Origin of the sequence: Polaromonas glacialis (genome assembly GCF_000709345.1) — a bacterium.
Lineage (GTDB): Bacteria > Pseudomonadota > Gammaproteobacteria > Burkholderiales > Burkholderiaceae_C > Polaromonas > Polaromonas glacialis.
In genome coordinates, this window is sequence record NZ_KL448323.1 from 3,190,027 (window position 1) to 3,210,189 (window position 20,163).

Annotated in this window: 21 protein-coding genes; 9 read left to right on the top strand and 12 right to left on the bottom strand. The window is 63.9% G+C overall.

Annotated elements, in window-relative coordinates:
* Positions 1-36: 36 nt before the first annotated feature.
* The 3 genes from EC86_RS0115635 (at position 37) to recQ (ending at position 2,917) form a co-directional block, all read left to right on the top strand.
* Positions 37-387 (top strand): hypothetical protein, encoded by a 351-nt coding sequence (locus EC86_RS0115635; RefSeq protein ID WP_029526684.1) that lies wholly within the window; start codon positions 37-39, stop codon positions 385-387.
* A gap of 33 nt (positions 388-420) precedes the next feature.
* Positions 421-927: a hypothetical protein gene (locus EC86_RS0115640; RefSeq protein WP_156955333.1), complete on the top strand. Its 507-nt coding sequence runs from the start codon at positions 421-423 to the stop codon at positions 925-927.
* Between the two features lie 94 nt (positions 928-1,021).
* Positions 1,022-2,917: a DNA helicase RecQ gene (gene recQ, locus EC86_RS0115645; RefSeq protein ID WP_029526686.1), complete on the top strand. Its 1,896-nt coding sequence runs from the start codon at positions 1,022-1,024 to the stop codon at positions 2,915-2,917.
* A gap of 131 nt (positions 2,918-3,048) precedes the next feature.
* On the opposite strand, the gene EC86_RS0115650 is transcribed toward recQ, so the two are convergent.
* Both EC86_RS0115650 and EC86_RS0115655 read right to left on the bottom strand, forming a co-directional pair.
* Positions 3,049-3,579 (bottom strand): cytochrome b/b6 domain-containing protein, encoded by a 531-nt coding sequence (locus EC86_RS0115650; RefSeq protein ID WP_029526689.1) that lies wholly within the window; start codon positions 3,577-3,579, stop codon positions 3,049-3,051.
* Entirely contained in the window at positions 3,576-3,833 is a 258-nt protein-coding gene (locus tag EC86_RS0115655; RefSeq protein ID WP_029526690.1) for a PepSY domain-containing protein, read from the bottom strand. The genes EC86_RS0115650 and EC86_RS0115655 overlap by 4 nt, the downstream gene beginning before the upstream one ends.
* A gap of 349 nt (positions 3,834-4,182) precedes the next feature.
* On the opposite strand from EC86_RS0115655, the gene EC86_RS27105 reads away from it, so the two are divergent.
* From EC86_RS27105 to EC86_RS27845, 3 genes are read left to right on the top strand one after another with little or no spacing between them, the layout of a single operon-like run.
* A complete protein-coding gene (locus EC86_RS27105) occupies positions 4,183-4,407 on the top strand; it encodes an AbrB/MazE/SpoVT family DNA-binding domain-containing protein (protein WP_051675970.1) in 225 nt (74 codons plus the stop codon).
* Entirely contained in the window at positions 4,404-4,778 is a 375-nt protein-coding gene (locus EC86_RS0115665) for a type II toxin-antitoxin system VapC family toxin (RefSeq protein ID WP_029526691.1), read from the top strand. Before EC86_RS27105 ends, EC86_RS0115665 begins: the two co-directional genes overlap by 4 nt.
* A gap of 6 nt (positions 4,779-4,784) precedes the next feature.
* Positions 4,785-5,237, top strand: a complete 453-nt coding sequence (locus EC86_RS27845; protein ID WP_156955334.1) for a helix-turn-helix domain-containing protein — start codon at positions 4,785-4,787, stop codon at positions 5,235-5,237.
* A 52-nt stretch (positions 5,238-5,289) separates the two neighbouring features.
* Here EC86_RS27845 and EC86_RS0115670 read toward each other — a convergent pair whose 3' ends face one another.
* Complete coding sequence (locus tag EC86_RS0115670) at positions 5,290-7,659, bottom strand: ATP-binding protein (protein ID WP_029526692.1); 2,370 nt, start codon at positions 7,657-7,659, stop codon at positions 5,290-5,292.
* A gap of 204 nt (positions 7,660-7,863) precedes the next feature.
* Between EC86_RS0115670 and EC86_RS0115675 the strand changes: the two genes are divergently transcribed.
* Positions 7,864-9,066 (top strand): threonine ammonia-lyase, encoded by a 1,203-nt coding sequence (locus tag EC86_RS0115675; protein WP_029526693.1) that lies wholly within the window; start codon positions 7,864-7,866, stop codon positions 9,064-9,066.
* Between the two features lie 156 nt (positions 9,067-9,222).
* On the opposite strand, the gene EC86_RS0115680 is transcribed toward EC86_RS0115675, so the two are convergent.
* From EC86_RS0115680 to mdeB, 7 genes are read right to left on the bottom strand one after another with little or no spacing between them, the layout of a single operon-like run.
* On the bottom strand, positions 9,223-10,407 hold the full coding sequence (locus EC86_RS0115680) for a M20 metallopeptidase family protein (protein WP_029526694.1): 1,185 nt from the start codon (positions 10,405-10,407) through the stop codon (positions 9,223-9,225).
* Positions 10,408-10,418: 11 nt separating this feature from the next.
* On the bottom strand, positions 10,419-11,648 hold the full coding sequence (locus tag EC86_RS0115685) for an MFS transporter (RefSeq protein ID WP_051675972.1): 1,230 nt from the start codon (positions 11,646-11,648) through the stop codon (positions 10,419-10,421).
* Positions 11,645-12,790, bottom strand: coding sequence for a trans-sulfuration enzyme family protein (locus EC86_RS0115690; protein WP_029526696.1), 1,146 nt, complete (start codon positions 12,788-12,790; stop codon positions 11,645-11,647). The genes EC86_RS0115685 and EC86_RS0115690 overlap by 4 nt, the downstream gene beginning before the upstream one ends.
* A 47-nt stretch (positions 12,791-12,837) precedes the next feature.
* Positions 12,838-13,611 (bottom strand): MetQ/NlpA family ABC transporter substrate-binding protein, encoded by a 774-nt coding sequence (locus tag EC86_RS0115695; RefSeq protein WP_029526697.1) that lies wholly within the window; start codon positions 13,609-13,611, stop codon positions 12,838-12,840.
* A gap of 47 nt (positions 13,612-13,658) precedes the next feature.
* A complete protein-coding gene (locus EC86_RS0115700; protein WP_029526699.1) occupies positions 13,659-14,336 on the bottom strand; it encodes a methionine ABC transporter permease in 678 nt (225 codons plus the stop codon).
* A complete protein-coding gene (locus EC86_RS0115705; protein WP_029526700.1) occupies positions 14,336-15,352 on the bottom strand; it encodes a methionine ABC transporter ATP-binding protein in 1,017 nt (338 codons plus the stop codon). The genes EC86_RS0115700 and EC86_RS0115705 overlap by 1 nt, the downstream gene beginning before the upstream one ends.
* A 53-nt stretch (positions 15,353-15,405) precedes the next feature.
* Entirely contained in the window at positions 15,406-18,102 is a 2,697-nt protein-coding gene (mdeB, locus tag EC86_RS0115710) for an alpha-ketoglutarate dehydrogenase (RefSeq protein WP_029526702.1), read from the bottom strand.
* A 98-nt stretch (positions 18,103-18,200) separates the two neighbouring features.
* Here mdeB and EC86_RS0115715 point away from each other — a divergent pair, with 98 nt between their 5' ends.
* Positions 18,201-18,686 carry an Lrp/AsnC family transcriptional regulator gene (locus tag EC86_RS0115715; RefSeq protein ID WP_269635725.1) on the top strand — a complete coding sequence of 162 codons (486 nt, stop codon included), beginning with the start codon at positions 18,201-18,203 and terminating at the stop codon, positions 18,684-18,686.
* 106 nt (positions 18,687-18,792) lie between these two features.
* Here EC86_RS0115715 and EC86_RS0115720 read toward each other — a convergent pair whose 3' ends face one another.
* On the bottom strand, positions 18,793-19,371 hold the full coding sequence (locus EC86_RS0115720) for an MOSC domain-containing protein (RefSeq protein WP_029526704.1): 579 nt from the start codon (positions 19,369-19,371) through the stop codon (positions 18,793-18,795).
* Positions 19,372-19,381: 10 nt separating this feature from the next.
* On the bottom strand, positions 19,382-19,858 hold the full coding sequence (locus tag EC86_RS0115725; protein ID WP_232229912.1) for a glycine zipper family protein: 477 nt from the start codon (positions 19,856-19,858) through the stop codon (positions 19,382-19,384).
* A gap of 104 nt (positions 19,859-19,962) precedes the next feature.
* Here EC86_RS0115725 and EC86_RS29515 point away from each other — a divergent pair, with 104 nt between their 5' ends.
* The gene (locus EC86_RS29515) at positions 19,963-20,130 is read left to right on the top strand and encodes a hypothetical protein (protein ID WP_198026802.1); all 168 of its coding nucleotides are present in this window, start codon (positions 19,963-19,965) and stop codon (positions 20,128-20,130) included.
* Positions 20,131-20,163 lie beyond the last annotated feature (33 nt).

The following is a 20,163-nucleotide window of genomic DNA, read 5'->3' on the forward strand; positions in this document are numbered from 1 at the left end:
AAAACTTGAAAGCTGAAAGCAAAAAAGGGAACCATCATGGCTGCAACTGTAAATTTCACAGGGTCCGTTGACCGTGACCTGCTCAAACGGGTCAAGGTGATCGCGGCCAAGTCAGACACTTCGATCAACGCCTTGTTCAACGCCGAGCTTCGCTTCCTTGTCGAAACCTTTGAAGCCGCCGAGCGCAGCGGTAATCAAAATTTCAAAACACTGCTCGATTTTTCGCTGGGGCGGATTGAGGACGGCAAAGCGCTTGCTGCCTTAGGAATCGACAGTCAGGAAGACTTGTTCCTTCTGATGGCGCGGGCGCATTTGCCCATGCCGCGTCTTCCCGAGGCCGATACGCAAAATATGGTGGACAGCCTGCACGCGCTGGCCTCCTCCTGATCGGCTGGATTGATGACGCCGCCTGCAGAGATCTTGCTGCTGCCCGATGCCGGGCCATTGATCACGCTGGCCTACGCTGATGCGCTTGATGTGCTGTTCATGCCCGGCTGGTCGGTGGCGCTTGTGGATATGGTGCTGTGCGAAATCACGCGCAACCAGACACCCACCAGCCAGAAGCTGGCGCAATGGGTGCAGGCCCACCAGTTGCCCGTACTCCCCACCCGCATCAATCAACGCTATCAGCAAGCCTTGTCATCAAGCTTGGTTGCGTCCCGAAAATCGAATCTCGGCGAACTGGCGATTCAAGAGACAATGATCAACTTTGCCTTTGAATCACCGCCGAAAACCGGCGTATTCCTGTTTGAAGACCACAAGATCGCCCGCGCCGGTTTTATCGTCCCGGACAATTGCCGCAAAGTCAGCACCAGGGCATTCCTTTTGTTCCTGGAGCAAAAGGGCTGGCTTGCGTCAGCCATCGAGATTGAGCGCAGGGCAATACAGGCGGGGCGTGCGTTTTCCAGCCTGCGCTTTCCTGCGTAACGAAGCAGCGCTCAGGCCCAGCCTTTGCGATACTGTGCAGCGATTCATTCATAGGGAATGACGTTCCGTCCACCTCCACTTTTTGGCCTGCCTCTTGTCTTCACTACCAGTTTCCTCAACCCAGCCCACGCCGCTGGACGTGCTTGGCCAGGTGTTTGGCTACAGCGACTTTCGCGGCCCGCAGCAGGCCATCGTCGAGCATGTCGTGGCGGGCGGCGACGCGCTGGTCTTGATGCCGACCGGCGGCGGCAAGTCGCTGTGCTACCAGATCCCGGCCATCGTGCGGCAAAACGCCGGCCATGGCGTGACCATCGTGATCTCGCCGCTGATCGCGCTGATGCACGACCAGGTCGGCGCGCTGACCGAGGCCGGCGTGTCGGCGGCCTTCCTCAATTCGACCCAGTCCTATGAGGAAAGCAGCCAGATCGAACAGCAGTTGCTGCGCAACGAACTGACCCTGCTCTACGCCGCGCCCGAGCGCATCAACACGCCGCGCATGAAGAGCCTCTTAACGTCGCTGAACGAGCGCGGGCTGCTCAGCCTGTTCGCGATTGACGAGGCGCATTGCGTGAGCCAGTGGGGCCACGACTTCCGGCCGGAATACCGCAGTTTGAGCCTGCTGCACGAGACCTTCCCCGACGTGCCGCGCATGGCGCTGACCGCCACGGCCGACGCGCTGACACGCCAGGACATGGTCGAGCGGCTCAAGCTGGAGGACGCGCGCCATTTCGTCAGCAGCTTCGACCGGCCCAACATCCGCTACACCATCGTCGAAAAAACCGACGCAACGCGCCAGCTATTGCGCTTCATCCAGACCGAGCACCACGGCGAGGCGGGCATCGTCTATTGCCAGTCGCGCAAGCGCGTGGAAGAAATCGCCGGCATGCTCGAAGACGCCGGCATCAAGGCCATGGCCTACCACGCCGGACTCGACGCCAGGCTGCGCCAGCAGCGCCAGGACCGGTTTTTGCGCGAAGACGGCTGCGTGATGGTGGCGACGATTGCCTTTGGCATGGGCATCGACAAGCCCGACGTGCGCTTCGTCGCGCACCTGGACATGCCCAAGAACATCGAAGGCTACTACCAGGAAACCGGCCGCGCCGGGCGCGATGGCTTGCCGGCCGACGCCTGGATGGTCTATGGCCTGCAGGACGTGGTGAACCAGCGCCGCATGATCGACACCAGCGAAGTCGCCAGCGAGGAGTTCAAGGCGGTGATGCGCGGCAAGTTAGATGCGCTGCTGACGCTGGCCGAAGGCACGCGCTGCCGGCGCGTCAGCCTGCTGGGCTATTTCGGCGAAGCCAGCGAGCCCTGCGGCAACTGCGACAACTGCTTGACGCCGCCGGCCGTGTGGGACGCGACCGAGGCGGCGCGCAAGATGCTCAGCTGCATCTACCGCGTTCAGCAGGCCAGCGGCATCAGCTTTGGCGCCGGGCACATCATGGACATCCTGCGCGGCAAGCCGACCGAAAAAGTCGTGCAGTACGGCCACGACCAGCTCAGCACCTTCGGCATCGGCGCTGATTTGGCCGAGCCGCAATGGCGCGGCGTGCTGCGCCAGCTGATCGCCAGCAACCTGGTGCGCGTCAACACCGAAGCCTTCAACACGCTGCAGCTCATGCTTGATGCCAAAGCGGTGCTCAAGGGCGAAGTCAGCGTGCTGCTGCGCCAGCAGGCCGCCAGCACCAAGGCCGAACGCACGCGGCGCGGCAGCAAATCAACCGTCAAAACGTCGGTCAAGGGCATGGCCGAAGCCACGCTGAACGCCGGCGCGCTGGAGCGCCTTGGCCGCCTGAAAGCCTGGCGCACCGACGTGGCCCGCGAGCATAACCTGCCGCCGTTCGTGATCTTTCACGACGCCACGCTGCGCGCGATTGCCGAGCAGGCTCCGCAAGACTTGCATGCGCTGAGCAGCATCAGCGGCATGGGCGTGAAAAAGCTGGCGGCCTATGGCGCCGAGGTGCTGAGGGTGTGCGCCGAGCCGGACTGACCGTCTCAGGCTAATATTCACGATGCAATAAGGCTCTTGCGCAATGCAGACGGGCCTAAGCAGCTATTTTTTTAGTATCATGAATGGTGCTTTGAATTGCAGCAGCGCACGAGGGGAAAATCCAGCAGGCGTTAAAACCGTTCCTTGACGCCGGTGAACATCGCCCGGATCAGGCGGGTTCGCTCCAGCCGGCCCATGACCAGGGCGGATGCGGCATGCAGCGTTGCCAGGCCAATCAGCACATTGCTCAGGACTTCGTGGACGTCCTGCAGCAGCTCGTCGCCCCAGTAGGCATCGAGCGTCTGCATCCAGCCGGTGACGCCCAGCCCCAGCACCACGCTGATCAGCGCCAGGATCATCAGCGCGCCCAGGGGGTTGTGTCCCCGGTGCATTTCAGGCCTGCCGGCCCGCAGCTGGCCAATGTGGCGCCGCAGCCGCGCGGGCGTGGGAAAGAAGTTTGCAAACCGCGCGTAGCGCGAACCGATGAAGCCCCAGACGATGCGCGCCGCCACCAGCGCCACAGCCAGGTAGCCAACCCACTGGTGCCAGGTCTTTCCGTCATCGAGCACAAAGTAGTTGACAGCCACGCACGTCACCAGCGTCCAGTGGAACAGGCGCACAAAGCGGTCCCACACGGGCCGGGCATCGGCGATCAGGCTCACTTGGTTTCCATCGGCACGCCGGTTGCGGGATCAAAGTAGATTTCGACCTTCTTGCCGGCCTTGTCGAAGCCATAGATTTCGTAGCATTTGCCCTTGCTGACCTTGAAGGTCTTGATCTGGTAGCCATGGGTTTCAAGGCCTTTCTTGAAGTCGGCCTCCTTCATCCACTTGTCCTGGGGAACGCTGCAGGTGGGGCCGGCAAAGGCGGCGCTGGACAAGGCGATCAGCAGGGGAGCGAGGTAAATCGATTTCATGGGAGGTTCACTTTAGGTTGATGCCAGCACCATGCTGACCCCTGTATTTGAGGCGGGCCAGATTAAGGCAGTCTGAAGCTTGACGAAGCCCATCAACCCTTCACCGCCTGATGCGGTGCGCGCATCGCCATGCCACCAGCGCAAACCTGCTGGGCGACACTGTCTGCTTCGGTGGTCGCATCCCCCGCGCCGGGTCGATGCGGCCGGATCAATCTTGATGCGTGCTGTCTTCTTAGGGTTTGACCTCTCGTTGATTGGCTCGATCACGGGCCATTGGACTATAGGGCCAGCTGGAATTTGCTTTACTTCCTTAAATGTCTTACATTGATTTAAAGTAAAGGAACCTGTCATGCAAGCAGATGCGATTGTTTCAAGCAAGGGGCAAGTCACGCTCCCGGCTGCCATGCGGGCCAAGCTGGGGATTCAACCCGGATCACGCATCGGTTTTGAGGTGCGTGGAAACGAGCTGGTGATCAAGCCCGAGGTGCCCACAAGCGCGTACCGTGGGATTCTCAAAGGCTACGACCTGGGTGATATTGAGCCCCCCAAAGAAAAAGACAGGGACTTTGAATGAATGTCGTCGATTCTTCGGGCTGGATCGAATACTTTCAAGACACGCCACGTGCGAATTGGTTCGCGGCAGCCATCGAAGACCGCGACCGTCTGCTGGTGCCGACCATTTCACTGTTCGAGGTCCATCGCGTCTTGAGCCGCGCGCTGCCTGCCGAACTCGTCGAAACCTGCCTGGATGTGATGCGCCGGGGCCGCGTGCTGGACCTGACCGACCGCCGCGCCATCGCCGCCTCCGAGGCCGCGACCCGGCATCGTTTGGCCCTGGCCGATTCGGCGATTTACAGCATGGCGCTGGAGCACGGCGCCACGCTGTGGACACAGGACGTGGATTACGAGGGGCTGCCGGGGGTCAGTTACAGTCCAAAACCTTGAGAGGGATTGGCTCAACTGGAATACAACCGCAATTTCAGCGTAATTTTGGAAACACTTTCGCCACATCATACAAATATGAAAACAACGGCCGAACGATTGAAATATGTCCGTGCAGAAAAAGGCTGGACTCAATCCCTTTTGGCTGTAGCCGCAGAGGTGAGCCCTGGAACAATTGGAAATATCGAAAGTGGTGCCAGGCAATCGAAAGGCAGCCTTCCTCAAATAGCCGAAGCGCTTGGCGTTCATCACAAATGGCTGATCAGCGGAAAAGGCAATGTGTGGACAAAGAGCGTAGAACCTACGGCGGCATGGTCCTCAACATCGCAGCAAGCCAAACAGTTGGCGTTACTTTTTGACCAACTGCCCACTGATTTGATATTGCGTGCCGTCGTCTTCAATCAAGCCAGCGCAACTATTCTCAGAGTACTGCAAGCCGGAGATGCGCCGCAAATTCCGTGAAATGATGGTCAGGTTTCCACCCGCATCCCTACTCCCAATTCATTACCACCCATCACCGCATGAACCCCATGCCACGCGCTTCCCGCACCTCGGGCTTGATGCGGTGCTCGGCTTCCAATTGCGCCAGAAACTCTTCGGCCGGCAACTCCGTATCCAGAATCACCGCCTGCCGCTTGACTGCCGCGAAATCGCCGGGGCACAGCTGCGTGAGTTGCGCCAGCCGCCGCTGCAACGCCCCGGTAAGCAGCGTAGCCTCCCCCGCCAGCGCTTCGGTGACAAACATGGCTTCGCGCTGCCCGGCGGTCAGCGGCATGAACCTGATCTTGAAGGTGAAGCGCCGCAGCGCCGCCTGGTCCAGGCTTTCCAGCAGGTTCGTGGTGCAGATGAAAATCCCGGCGTAACGCTCCATGCCCTGCAGCATTTCGTTGACTTCCGTCACCTCATAGGTGCGCTGGGCGCCGCGCCGGTCCTGCAGGAAGCTGTCGGCCTCATCGAGCAGCAGCACGGCTTTTTCAGCCTCGGCTTCGCGGAACATGGCGGCCATGGCCTGCTCGGTTTCGCCGACGTATTTGCTCATCAAATCACTCGCCTGCTTGATCAGCAGCGGCTGCTCCAGCGCCTGGGCGATGTGCTCGGCCAGCGCGGTCTTGCCGGTGCCGGGCGGGCCGTAAAAGCACAGGCTGCCGTGGCCCCGGCTTTTCAGCGCCTGCACGACGCGCGCAATCTCGAACCGCGACTCGACGTTGAGCATCGCCAGGTCATACGTCGTCACGTTGCGCCGGCTTGAGGCTTCGGCCTTGTTGCCCAGCGCCACGTCGGCATTTTTGAGCTGGCGCTCAATCAGCGACTCCATCAGGGACGGCCGCCCGCCCGCCAGGATGGCCTGCAATCCGGCGCCATCGACGGGCGCGTCCATGGTCTTTTCAGGCGCGCTGGCCAGCCGGGCAAAGCGCACCGCCGTGCGGATCTGCGCCGGCGTCAGACCCTTGCGGGCGGTGAGCTTGGCGACGAAAGCATCGCTGACCTGCACGCCTTCGAGTGACTTGCGCACAATGCCCTCGCGCGCGCCGGGCGGCGGCGAGCGCAGTTCCAGGTGATAGGCAAAGCGGCGGCGAAAAGCCGGGTCGATCTGCTCGATGCGGTTGGTCACCCACAGCGTGGGCACCGGGTTGGATTCAAGGATCTGGTTGACCCAGGCCTTGCCGCTGACCGAGCCGCTGCCCGGCGCGCTCAGCTGCTCGGAGCGCGCCAGCAGTTGCGCGGCCTCGCTCGAAATGGGCGGAAACACGTCCTCGACCTCGTCGAACAACAGTGCCGAATGCATGCTGCCCTTGAGGAACACCTGGGCAATCTGCAGCGAGCGGTAGCGGTCGCGCCCGCTCAATGAATTGCCATCGCGGTCGGCGTATTCGACCTCGAACAAATCCAGCCCGGCGGCCTGCGCCACCACCTTGGCCAGCTCGGTCTTGCCGGTGCCGGGCGGGCCGTACAACAGCACGTTGACGCCCTGCTCCTTGCCGGCCACCGCATGGCGCAGCAGCGACACCAGCACCTGCGCGTCTTCCTGCACAAAGGCGAAGTCGGCCAGCCCCAACAGGCTGCGGGTCGCCGGCCGGGTGAAGACGGCCATCAGCTCGCTGTGGTCGCGGTACTTGCGCATCAGCACCGGCGGCAGTTTTTCGCTGACCTTCATCAGGTCGGCCAGGTCGGTGATGTTGTGCTCGGAAATCAGGTTTTCAACCATGCCGATGCGCTCCAGCCGCGAGCCGGGCCGCAGCGCCTCAGCCACCTCGGGTGCCTTGACGCCGGCAACGTCGGCAATCGCCGCATAGGCCTCGGGCGCGTTGTTGACCTTGAACTCGACCAGCAGCGAGCGCAGGTCGCGCTGGTAGCGCGCCAGCGTGCCGTAGAGCAACAGCGCGCGCTCGGCGCGGTTGAGCTGCAGCAAACTGGCCAGCGACTCGATGTTTTTCTCGACCAGCGTGGACTGCTTTTTCAGCGCCAGCGTCAGCCAGTCGCCGGTGGCGCTCAGCACCGACAGCAGGTCCTTGGGCTGGTCCTTGGCATGCTCGTCGAGATAAAAGAACAGCGTGCCTTCCTCGTAAGGGCCGCGCCAGACGCCATGGCGCGCCATGAACTCGGCATCGCTCAGGGTTTCGTGGTCCTGCCAGAACTCGTTGCCCTTGCAGCGCCGGCCCAGGAATTCGCGCAGCCGCTGCAGCGCCGGCAAGGGCCAGACCAGGTGCCGGCCGGACAGCGAGAGCAAACTGGTCAGGTCGCGCCGCACATTGAACTTGGCGCCCTGGCGGGCGGCCAGGGTCAGCACGAAATGCGAGCACATCAGGTCCAGCACCGGCGCTTCTTTCAGGCCGGGTGACAGCAGCCACTGCTGCGGATGCTCGACAAGGGAACGCTTGTTCATGGACAGACTCCAGTTTCCAACGGTACCGACAACTCCCCCACGCTAAATTTTTATTGATTCGAAGAAACTGCACCATAACGCATGCTGAAGCGGCATGGAAGACACTACTTGAATAGTGCCGCGCGTCCATGACGGCAGGATGCGCTCCAAAGGCGCGGAAAATGCCTGCTGCCGGCTTCACGCCATGTTTCAACAAGGAAATCCATGCTCTGCCTGACCGATATCGAACAAGCCGCCCAGCGCCTGCATGGCCATTTGCTGAACACGCCGTGCGTCGAATCGCGCACCCTGTCGCAGCTCACCGGGGCGCAAATTTACCTGAAATTTGAAAACCTGCAGTACACCGCTTCGTTCAAGGAGCGCGGCGCGTGCAACAAGCTGGCGCAGCTCACCGAGCCGGAGCGCCAGCGCGGGGTAATCGCCATGAGCGCCGGGAACCATGCGCAGGGCGTGGCCTACCATGCGCAGCGGCTGGGCATCCGCGCCGTCATCGTCATGCCGCGTTTCACCCCGGGCGTGAAGATCGAGCGCACGCGGGGCTTTGGCGCCGAGGTGGTGCTGGAGGGCGACACGCTCGACGAATCGCGCGCCCATGCCTTGCAACTGGCCGAACGCGAAGGCCTGGTGTTTGTCCACCCCTACGACGATGAAGCCGTCATGGCCGGCCAAGGCACGGTGGGGCTGGAAATGCTGCACGCCGTGCCCGACCTCGAAGTGCTGGTAGTGGCCGTGGGCGGCGGCGGGCTGATCGCCGGCATGGCCACGGCGGCCAAGGCGCTCAAGCCGGGCATCGAGATCATCGGCGTGCAGACCTCGCGCTTTCCCGGCATGGTCAACGCCATCAAGGGCACGCACCACCCGCAGGGCAGCAGCACGATTGCCGACGGCATCGCGGTCGGCACGCCGGGCGTGCTGGCGCAGGCCATCATTGCCCGGCGCGTCGATGACCTGCTGCTGGTCGATGAAGGCGACATCGAGCAGGCCATGGTGATGCTGCTGGAGATCGAGAAAACCCTGGTCGAGGGCGCAGGCGCGGCCGGGCTGGCGGCGCTGCTCAAGTACCCGGCGCGCTTTGCCGGGCTGAAGGTCGGGCTGGTGCTGTGCGGCGGCAACATCGACCCGTTGCTGCTGGCGGCGATCATCGAGCGCGGCATGGTGCGCGCCGGGCGGCTGGCGCGCATCCGGGTCAGCGCGCGCGACGTTCCCGGTTCGCTGGCCAAAATCACTGCCACGGTCGCCGACGCCGGCGCCAACATCGAGGAAGTGCACCACCAGCGCGCCTTCACCATGCTGGCGGCGCTGAACGTCGAGATCGAACTGGTGGTGCAGACGCGCGGCCGGCCGCACATCGAGCAGGTGCTGCAGGCCTTGCGCGCGGCGGGCTTCGAGGCCGAAGAGCAGCACTGAGCAGCGCTGCGCGAGTGCCCGGAAAGGCGCCTTCAGGCAGGCCCTGCCCTTCTTATTCCGTTTCCAGATCAATCCGAGATTAGGCGCGAAGCCGCAGGCAGTGCTGTAGCACGACAAGGCGAAGCAACGACATATCGGTTTGATCTGGAAATGGAATTACAGCGACTTGAAGCAGTTCAAGGCATAGCCCACATGCAGCGCCGCCCCCATGTAGAGAACGTCTTCGTCGATGTTGAACTGCGGATGGTGGTGCGGGAAACAGGCGCCGGTTTGCGCATTGCGCGCGCCGATGAGCGCCATCAGCCCCGGATACACCTCCAGGAAGTCGCCGAAATTCTCCGACACCATCAGCGATGGAAACTGGATCAGCGGCCCCGCACCGAACAGCTCATGCACCGTTTGCGCGGCCAACTCACTGCAGCGGGCGTCATTGGTCAGCAGGGGGCCGCCGCGCCGGATGCTGATCTCAGCGGTGGCGCGCAGGGCCGTGGCGGTGCTTTGCACCACCCGGCGCAGGGCCGCCTGCAAATACGCCTGGTCCGCCGGGTCGGTGGTCCGCAGGGTGCCGGCCAGCACCGCCCGGTCGGGAATGACGTTGGCCGCCTCGCCGCTGTGCAGTTTGCCGAAGGTCAGCGCGGCCGCATGCGTCGGGTCGATCTCGCGCGCCATCAGGTGCGAGACATTCATCACGATGGAAGACGCCACCACGATCGGGTCGATGCCGCGATGCGGATTGGCGCCGTGGCAGCCCACGCCGGTCACCACGATTTCAAAATTGTCGCCGGCGGCCATGCGCGGGCCGGCCTGCACCGACACCTTGCCGGTTTCGATCTCCGACCAGAGGTGAATGGCAAAGGCGCTCTTGACAGGAAACGGCGCCAGCGCCCTGAGAATCTCGGCCGTACCGCCGCCGCGCTCTTCGGCCTGCTGAAAGCACAGCTTGACCGTGCCGTTCATCGTGCCCTTGAGGTGCTGGAACACCCGGGCCGCGCCCAGCAGCATGGCCACGTGGCCATCGTGACCGCAGGCATGCATGACGCCCGGTGTTTGCGAGCAGTAGTCCAGGTGCTCGTTTTTTTCATGGATGGGCAAGGCGTCCATGTCGGCCCGCAGGGCGACCATCTGGCCGGTGCTGGTGCCCTCGATCGACGCGACCACCCCGTGGTCGCCAACCACCTCATAGGCGATGCCCATGGCGGCCAGTTCGCGCTGCACCAGTTGCGAGGTGCCCTGCTCCTGGAAGGACAGCTCGGGCGCTGCATGCAGCGTGCGCCGCAAACCCACCATGTAGTCCTGGTAGCGCCTGGAAATTTCCGTCACGGAGCCGGTCATGTCGTTCATGGTGTGTGTCCTCATTGATTGCCAACCCCTGTGCTGCCGCCCCGGTGGGCCGACAGCGTTTTCTTGACCAGCGGCCACATGCCCAGCAGGCCCAGTGCCGGCCCGGGCAGCAAGATCCACAAGGCCTTGCTGCCCAGCACGTCGATGAAGTTCAGCAGCACGGTGATGCTGACGATGGTGATCGAAAATCCGATGGAATTTTGAATCGCCAGCGCACTGCCCACCGACTGCGGCGGACAGCTGCGGGCCGACAGTGAGGAAAACTGCGGCGAATCGGCCACCACGAAAAACCCCCAGGCCAGCAGCACCAGCAGGCGCGTCAGCAGCCAGTCCGGGCCGAGCAGCGGATAGACCAGGCACAGCAGGCCCGACGCCAGCAGGGCGCACGCCGCCACCGGCACGCTGCCAACCCGCAAGCTCAGGCGCCCGCCCAGAACGCAGCCCAGAAATCCGGCGGCAATGCCGAGAAAGCTGATGGCCGCCACCGAACCCGGCATGGCGGGATGCCATTGCCGGGCATCGAGCAGCCACTGCGCGGCCAGCCAGGGCAGCACCGCCCAGAACGCATACAGCTCCCACATGTGGCCGAAGTAGCCCAGGGCGGCCGCCCGGAAATCCGCAATCCTGAACACCCCAAAGGCCCGGCCGAAGGAACCGCCGCGCGGTCCCGCGCTTTTTTTCAGGTAAGGACCATCGCCCAGAAAGTAGACCAGCGCGGCCCCGGCCACTGCCAGCAAAGACGACACCTGGACCACGCTTTGCCACGGCAGGCTGGCGCCCAGCGCGCGTACGCCGTGGGGCAAGGCGGTGCCCAGCGTCAGCATGCCCACCAGCAGGCCGAGGGCGGAGCCGGACCTGGCGCCGACCCAGCCGACGATCATCTTCATGCCCAGCGGGTAGATGCCCGCCAGGCAGACGCCGACCGCGAAGCGAAACGCCAGGCCCGAGCCGAAACCAGTCCAGCCGCCGGAAAACCCGGCATTCACCACAGCACCGGCGATGCAGGCCATGGCAAAAATGCGGCTGGTCGAATACCGGTCGGCCCAGCCGGACCAGGCCAGCCAGAGCGTGCCGGCAATGAAGCCGGCCTGGGTGGCGGCAATCAGCCAGGCGAACTGGGCCGGCCCGATCTGCCAGGCCGCCATCAGGTCGTCGGCGGCGCTGTTCGGGCTGAACCACAGCGAGGTGCCCAGCCACTGGGCCAGCACGATCAGGCCGACGGCCCATTTCCCCGGGTTCATGCAGCGTGGGTCAGCGCCGAGGCGAGGTCGTCGATCAGGTCATCGGCATTTTCCAGGCCGACCGACACCCGCAGCAGCCCCTGCGGCGTCTTGCTCTCGGGGCCTTCGATGGAGGCACGGTGCTCGATCAGGCTTTCCACGCCGCCCAGGCTGGTGGCGCGGGTGAAAATTTCCACGTTCGCCGCCAGCGCCATGGCAGCGTCCTTGCCGCCCTTGACCTCGAACGACAGCATGCCGCCAAAGCCGGACATCTGCCGGGCCGCTACCGCATGGAAGGCGTTGCCTTCGAGCCCGGGGTAATGCACCACGCTGACCTGGTCATGCTGCTGCAGGAACTCGGCGACCTTTTTCGCATTGGCGCAGTGCGCCTGCATGCGGTAGGGCAGGGTCGGCAGGCTGCGCATGACCAGCCAGCAGTCAAAGGGCGACGGCACGGCGCCCCCGAACAGCTGGGCCGTGCGCAACTGGGCGAAATGCGCGTCGTCCGCCCGGGTCACGACCGCGCCGCCCAGCACGTCGCTGCGTCCGCCAAGGTATTTGGTGGTCGCATGCATCACCATGTCGCAGCCCAGCGCCAGCGGCTGCTGCAGCACCGGGCTGGCAAAGGTGTTGTCGGCAATGGCGCGGGCGCCGTGCGCATGGGCAATCTCGGCAATCGCGGTGATGTCCACGCATTGCAGCAGCGGGTTGGACGGGGTTTCGATCCAGATGATCTTGGTCTGCGGCGTCAACGCACTGCGGATGGTGTCAAGGTTGGTCATGTCGATGAACGACGCGGTGACACCCCACTTGGCGAACAGGTGCTTGAGCACATTGGCCGTGCCGTGGTAGATGTCGACGGGCGCGATGACATGGTCGCCGGGCGCCAGGCCCTGGAAGACGGCCGTCACCGCCGCCAGGCCCGAACCGAAAGCCGCGCCGCCCGCGCCGCCTTCGAGCGCCGCCAGCGCGGCTTCCAGGGCATTGCGGTTCGGGTTGTGGTTGCGCGAATACAGGAAGCCGCGCGAATAGCCCCCGTCGGCATCGCGCTCGAAGGTGGTCGACAGGTGAATGGCCTCGGTCACCGCGCCGGTGCTGGCGTCCACGGAATGCCCCGCATGCACGGCCAGGGTTTCGAACTTGTATTTTTTTCCAGATTTCATGATGGTCCAGGGTTGCTTTTCAAAAGAAGGGTTGCGCGGAAAATGAGTCAGAAGGCAGGGACCAGGTTGCCCTTGAAGCGCTCCAGGATGAATTTTTTCGATTCGGGCGACTGCAAGGCCGCCACCAGTTTCTTCATGGCCGGGCTGTCCTTGTTGTCGGCGCGGGCCGCCAGCAGGTTGACGTAGTTGGACTGGCCGCTTTCCAGCGCCAGCGCGTCCTTGCTCGGGCTCAGCTTGGCTTCGAGCGCGAAGGTGGTGTTGATGATGGCCAGGTCGACCTCGCCCAGCACGCGCGGCAGCATCGGTGCCTCAAGCTGCTTGATCTTGATGTTCTTCGGATTTTGCGCAATGTCCTTTTCGGTCGCCATGTTGTTCTTGGCATCCACCAGCTTGATGACCTTGGCCTGGTCGAGCAGCTGCAGCGCCCGTCCGCCGTTGACCGCGTCGTTCGGAATCGCCACCACCGCGCCATCCCTGAGGTCGGCCATGTTGGTGATCTTCTTCGAATAGGCGCCGAACGGGGCGATCAGCACGTCGGCCACCGACTGCAGCGAGGCGCCCCGGCTGCGGTTGAATTCGTCCATGTAGGGCTTGTGCTGGAAAAAGTTGGCGTCGATGCGCTTTTCAACGAGCTGCACATTGGGCTGGACGTAGTCGGTGTAGACCTTGATGTCGAGCTCGACGCCCTCCTTGGCAAGCATCGGCTTGAGGTGCTCCAGCAATTCGGCATGCGGCGTCGGGCTGGCGCCCACCACCAGCTTGTCGGCGGCATGCGCCATCAGCGAGGAACCCAGCAGCAGCGCGATCAATAGCTTTTTCATGATTTTCCCAAGGTAAAAAGAACCGACACAAAAGGACTTCAAGGACTTCAACGACTGAAGTGAATGACCAGGCGGTTGCCCACCGTCTGCAGCACCTGCACCAGGATGAGCAGCAAAATGATGGTGACGAACATCACGTTCAGCTGGAAGCGCTGGTAGCCGTAGCGGATGGCCAGGTCGCCCAGCCCGCCGCCGCCCACCACGCCCGACAAGGCGGTATACGACACCAGCGCAATGGCGGTCACGGTGGCCGCGGCGATGATGCCGGGCAATGCTTCGGGCAGCAGCGCGCCCATCACGATCTGCCGCACGCTGGCGCCCATGGCCTGGCTGGCCTCGATGATGCCGTGGTCCACCTCGCGCAGCGCGGTTTCCACCAGCCGGGCAAAAAACGGCGTGCCGCCGACCACCAGCGGCGGAATCGCGCCGGCCACGCCGAGCGAGGTGCCCGTCAGCAGCACCGTCAGCGGAATCATCGCAATCAGCAAGATGACGAAAGGCAGCGAGCGCAGGATGTTCACGCCGAAGGAGAGGGATGCATAGGTCCTGGGCGAAGCGAGCAGCTTGCGGGGACTGGTCAGGAACAGCACGATGCCCAGCGGCAGCCCGAGCGCCAGCGTCAGCGACAGGGCGCCGGCGAGCATCAGCAGGGTGTCGATGGAAGCCCAGCCAATGTCTTTCCAGTCCACGCCGCCGGACAGCAGGCCTTGCAGGAATTCGGTCATCAAAAGTTCTCCTCAACCACCACACCCGCATCGGACAACTGGCGCAGGGCGGCCAGGGCCTTGCCCTTGTCTCCGCGCACCGACACCGTCAGCTGCCCGCAGGGCGTGGCCTTGATGGTGCCAAAGCGCCCGTTCAGGATCAGGAAATCCACGCCGCATTCCCGCGCCGCCTGGGTGAACACTGGTTGCGCCATGGCGTCGCCCATGAACGTCAGGCGCCGCACCAGGGCGCTGCTGTCCTGGCCGAGGGCGCCCAGCCCGTCGTCTTCGCTCGCGTTTTCGGCTTCCAGCACGAAATTGCGCGTGGTGGGATGCGCGGGATGCAGGAACACCTGCGTGACCGGCCCGCTCTCGACGATTTTTCCGCCGTCGATCACCGCGACCCGGTCGCAGATGGTGCGGATCACGTCCATCTCGTGCGTGATGAGCACGATCGTCAGGCCCAGCTTTTCATTGATTTCCCGCAGCAATTGCAGGATGGACCGGGTGGTCTGCGGATCCAGCGCGCTGGTCGCTTCATCGCACAGCAGGATTTTCGGCTGGTTGGCCAGCGCGCGGGCAATGCCGACGCGCTGCTTTTCCCCGCCGGACAGCTGCTTGGGGTACTTGTGCTTGTGACGGGCCAGGCCGACCAGTTCGAGCATCTGGTCCACCCGGGCGTCGATCCTGGCGGTGTCGCGCTCGCCCGCGATGCGGATCGGAAAGGACACGTTTTCCGCCACGGTCTTGGACGACAGCAGGTTGAAGTGCTGAAAGATCATGCCGATGTTGCGGCGGAAATTGCGCAGCGCGAGCGTGTCGTAGTGCAGGATCGCCTCGCCATCGACAGTGATGTCGCCTTCGGTCGGGCGCTCCAGCAGGTTGATGAGCCGGATCAGGGTGGACTTGCCGGCGCCCGAATGGCCGATGACCCCGAAAATCTCGCCCCGCACGATGGACAGGTCAATGCCGTTCAGGGCCGGAATGACCTTGTCCTTGACGGTGTAGCTCTTGTGCACGTTTCGCAGATGGATCACGGATGTCTCTTTCTTTTTTTTTAGATTGAACTGCGGCTTGCGCCTGCCCGTGTTCAGTGGCTACCCTGCAGCGCGCGCCATGCCGTCCGTTCGATGCTGGCCGCATCCACCGAGAAAAATCGGCGCAAGGCGGCCCGCGTGTCGCTGCGGCCGAAGCCATCAGTCCCCAGGGTGACATAGCTGCGTCCGGGCGGCAGATAGGCCCGGATGCTTTCGGGCACCGCCCGCACATAGTCGGTGGCCGCCACGATGGGCCCCTGGGTACGGGCCAGTTGCGCGGTGATGAAGGCGGTCGCAGGCTGAAAGCTGCCGGTATCCGCATCGCCCGGCGCTGGCGCGGTACTGGCCTGCGCCTGGCGCGCCAGTTCGCTCCAGCTGGTGACGCTCAGCACCCGCACCGCCACGCCGCGCGCCGCCAGCGCCTGGGCCGCCTTGATGACCTCGGTCAGGATCGCGCCAGAGCCCATCAGCGTCACATTTTCAAGCTTTTCAATGCTTTTTCGCACATCTGCATTGGGTTTGTAGCTACCAAACTCATAGCAACCAGCAATCACCTGCGCATGCACCCCGGCCGGCAGGTCGGGCTGGGCATAGTTCTCGTTCATCAGCGTCAGGTAGTAAAAAACATCCTTCTGCCCGATCAGCATCTCGCGCATGCCGTGGTCCACGATCACCGCCATCTCGCCGGCGAAAGCCGGGTCGTAGGCCCTGCAATTGGGAATGGTGGCGGCGATCAGGTGGCTGCTGCCATCCTGGTGCTGCAGCCCTTCGCCGCCCAGCGTGGTTCGGCCCGACGTGGCGCCCAGCAGGAAGCCGCGCGTGCGCTGGTCGGCGGCCGCCCAGATCTGGTCGCCCACGCGCTGAAAGCCGAACATGGAGTAGTAGATGTAGAACGGCAGCATCGCCAGGCCATGCACGCTGTAGCTGGTGGCGGCGGCCGTCCAGCTGGCAATGGCGCCGGCCTCGCTGATGCCTTCTTCCAGAATCTGGCCGTCCAGGGCTTCGCGGTAGCTCAGCACCGAGCCAATGTCCTCGGGCGCGTAGCACTGCCCGACGCTGGAATAAATGCCTACCTGCTTGAACAGGTTGGCCATGCCGAAGGTGCGCGCCTCGTCGGCCACAATGGGCACGATGCGCGGGCCAAGCACCGGGTCTTTCAGCAAGCCGCCCAGCATGCGCACGAAAGCCATGGTGGTGCTCATGTCCTTGCCGCCGGGCTGCAGCGCAAAGGTGGCGTACTGCGCCAGCGGCGGCACCGGCAAGGCGGCGCAGTCGGTGTCGCGCCGGGGCAGGTAGCCGCCCAATGCTTGGCGGCGCGCATGCAGGTACGCCATTTCAGGGCTGCCTTCCGGTGGCTTGTAAAAAGACAGCGAGGTGGCCTGCGCGTCGCTCAGCGGCAGGTTGAAGCGGTTCCTGAACTCGATCAGTTCGTTGCCGTCGAGCTTTTTCTGGCTGTGGGTGGTCATCTTGCCCTGCCCGGCCTTGCCCATGCCATAGCCTTTTTTGGTATGCGCCAGGATCACCGTCGGCTGGCCCTGGTGCGCAGCCGCTGCCGCATAAGCGGCATGGATCTTGACCAGGTCGTGACCGCCGCGCTTGAGGCGGTCGATCTGCTCGTCGGTCATGCCCTGCGCCAGGCGGGCCAGTTCCGGGTTCTGGCCGAAAAAATTCTCGCGGTTGAAGCGGCCGTCCTTGGCCGCGAAGGTCTGCATCTGGCCATCGACCGTGTGGGAAAAGGCCTGGGCCAGCGCGCCGGCCGTATCGCGGGCGAACAGGCCGTCCCAGTCGCTGCCCCAGACGAGCTTGATGACGTTCCAGCCGGCGCCGAGGAACAGCTTTTCCAGCTCGTCGATGATGCGGCCGTTGCCGCGCACCGGGCCGTCGAGCCGCTGCAGGTTGCAGTTGACGACCCAGACCAGGTTGTCGAGCCCCTCCCGGGCGGCCAGCGTCAGCGCGCTCATGCTTTCAGGCTCGTCCATCTCGCCGTCGCCGAACACGCCCCAGACCTTGCGGGCCGCGCAGTCGAGCAGCTGGCGGTGCGTCAGGTAGCGCATGAAGCGCGCATGGTAGATCGAGCTGATCGGCCCGATGCCCATCGAGCCGGTAGGAAACTGCCAGAAGTCGGGCATCAGGTAGGGATGCGGATAGCTGCACAGGCCGCGCGCGCCGCTGCCGGTGGTGGCGGCCGGGCTGGTCAGTTCCTGGCGGTAGTAGCCCAGGTCTTGTTCGCTCAAGCGCCCTTCCAGGAAGGCGCGGGCGTACACGCCGGGCGCACTGTGCGGCTGGAAAAACACCAGGTCGCCCCGGTGCGTGGCGCCTGGCCGCTGGTCGCGCGCATGAAAGAAATGGTTGAAGCCGACCTCGAACAGGTCCGCTGCGCTGGCATAGCTGGCGATGTGCCCGCCCAGTTCACTGGAGCCGCCCGATTCGGCCTGGTTGGCCCGCGCCACCATGGCAAGGGCGTTCCAGCGCATCAGCGAAGCCAGATGCTCCTCGATGGCCAGGTCGCCGGGAAACGCGGCTTGCTGGTCCACCGACAGGGTATTGACATACGGGGTTGACAGCTCGGGCACCCAGCCGACGCGCAGGGCGCGTGCCTGCCGGACGAGCGCCTGCAGCAGATACCGGGCGCGAACCGGCCCCTGCGCCGCCAGCATGGCGGTGAAGCTGTCTTGCCATTCGGCGGTTTCCTGGGGATCGGCGTCCACCTGTTTCGCTGAAGGCGATGGATGTTGCGTGGGCAAATTCATCTAGTTGACTTTACGCACATCGCGACAGCACAGGCTGCTGAAGCAAGGCGGTATTTACCCGTGTCAGCGGCATAATATGCCGTAATATGACAAAAAATATGAGTTTTATGCTTGATTTGATAGATTACCGAATTATTGACGCTTTGCAGCGCGATGGCGGCCTGAGCAATATCGAACTGGCCCGGCAGGTCCACCTGTCGCCCTCGCCCTGCCTGGCCCGGGTCAAGGCGCTGAAGGCCGCCGGCGTGATCGAACGCTATGTGGCGCTGACCAGCGCGGCAGCCTTGGGGCTGGGGCTGAACGTCTTTATTTCCATCAGCCTCAAGAGCCAGAGCAAGGCGGCGCTGGCCGAGTTCGAGCGGCGCATTGCCGAGCACGACGAGGTCATGGAATGCTATTTGATGAGCGGCGACAGCGACTACCTGATCCGCGTGGCGATCGCCGACATTGCCGCGCTGGAGCAGTTCATCGTCGAGCAGCTCACGCCGATTCCGGGCATCGACAAGATCCGTTCGAGCTTCGCCCTCAAGCAGGTGCGCTACAAGACCGCGCTTCCGCTGCCCGCACTGGATCGCTTGCGGTGAGCTCTTGCGCGCAGACAATGCCTGTCGAGAAAACCATCCGCTTGCCCGTCAGCGTGAAGTCGCTCTGGCTTGGCGCAGGGCTGTGGGGCACTGACAAACGGCGCCATCAGCGCAAATGCTTGGACAGCTTGGCGGCAAACAGCGCCGGAATGCCGACGCCGCGCCGGCCCGCGATGACTTCAAACGAGTCGCCGGCGCGCAGCGTTCCGGGCGTTTGCACCGCCAGATAAAAGCCGCAAAAGCCGGTCTGCGCCATCAGTTTTGACGCGCGGCCAAAGTCCATCGCGGCATTGAATTTGTAGCAGGGCTCGCGCGGCAGCGTCACGCGCAGCTCGCAGCCGGGAAACCTCAGCACGTCGCCGGCCCAGACGCCGGTTTCCAGCAGGCCTTCAAGCGTCAGGTTTTCACCCAGGCTGCCGGGGGGCAGGCTGTCGTCGATGTCGCCCAGCCCGGCTTGCCGCCGGGCCGCCTGCCAATAGGCGTAATGCTCCGACGGATAGGCATAGACGGCTTTTTCCAGCCCGCCGTGAATCGACAGGTCGGCCTGCTCGTCGCCCAGCAGGCCCAGCGGCAGCACCGGCACGGCGCCAGCCACCGGCTGTTTGCCGTAGGCGCTCAGGATGCTGCGCTCGCCGATTTTGATGCGGCGCGCCGTTCCCACCTGAACCGAAAGAAGCTGCGGCATGGCGCGCCGCTCAGTTCCAGCCGATGACGTCAAAGCCTTTTTCACTCAGGCAGCGCTGCACGAAGCTGCGGTAGACGCCATTGGGCCGGTCGTTGTGGAAAGCGCCCGACACGGCGCCGGCCGAGCCGCCGATGGCCGCGCCCGCCGCGCCGGCGCGCAACACGCCTTCGCTGCCCCGGCCGGTGATCAAGGCGCCGACCACCGACGCCACGCCGGCCGTGGCCGCGCCTTCGCCGGCGCGGCGCCCCACTTCGTTGGTGTTTTGCGTCGGACTCAGGCCCGATGCCTGCGCGCGCGACAGGCAGGCGTTCACTTCCATCCGGCCCTGCGCATCGCCGACGCGGCTGAGCGTGGCATTGGGGTAGAGCACCGGCCTGGCCGAGGCGCTGCCCTCGCCGCTGCTGGCGCAGCCGGCCAGCCCCAGCAGCGCAATGGCCGCGAGCGGCAAAAGGCGGGTGGAAAAATTCATGGTGGGGGATACGGACATCTGCATGCCTTAAGGTTAGCGCAATTGCCGAAGGCCGCAAGAAGCGCCCGGCCATGCCAAGAAGGTAAACTTGCGGCAGTTTACCCAGCATTCCAGGAGCCCTCATGAACCCTTCAGCCGAACACACCACCAACGCCGCCCACAGCAGCCCGACGCCCGCCGAAGAGCAGGACGCGGTTGACGCCATTGTCCCGATGATTCCCTTCGTGCTGCCCATCGTCGGCGGCGTGCTGATTTTCCTGCTGGCCTTCATCGCCGTGTCCATGGCTTGATCCGGCCTTGCCGCTGCCATGCCTGCTGAAAAA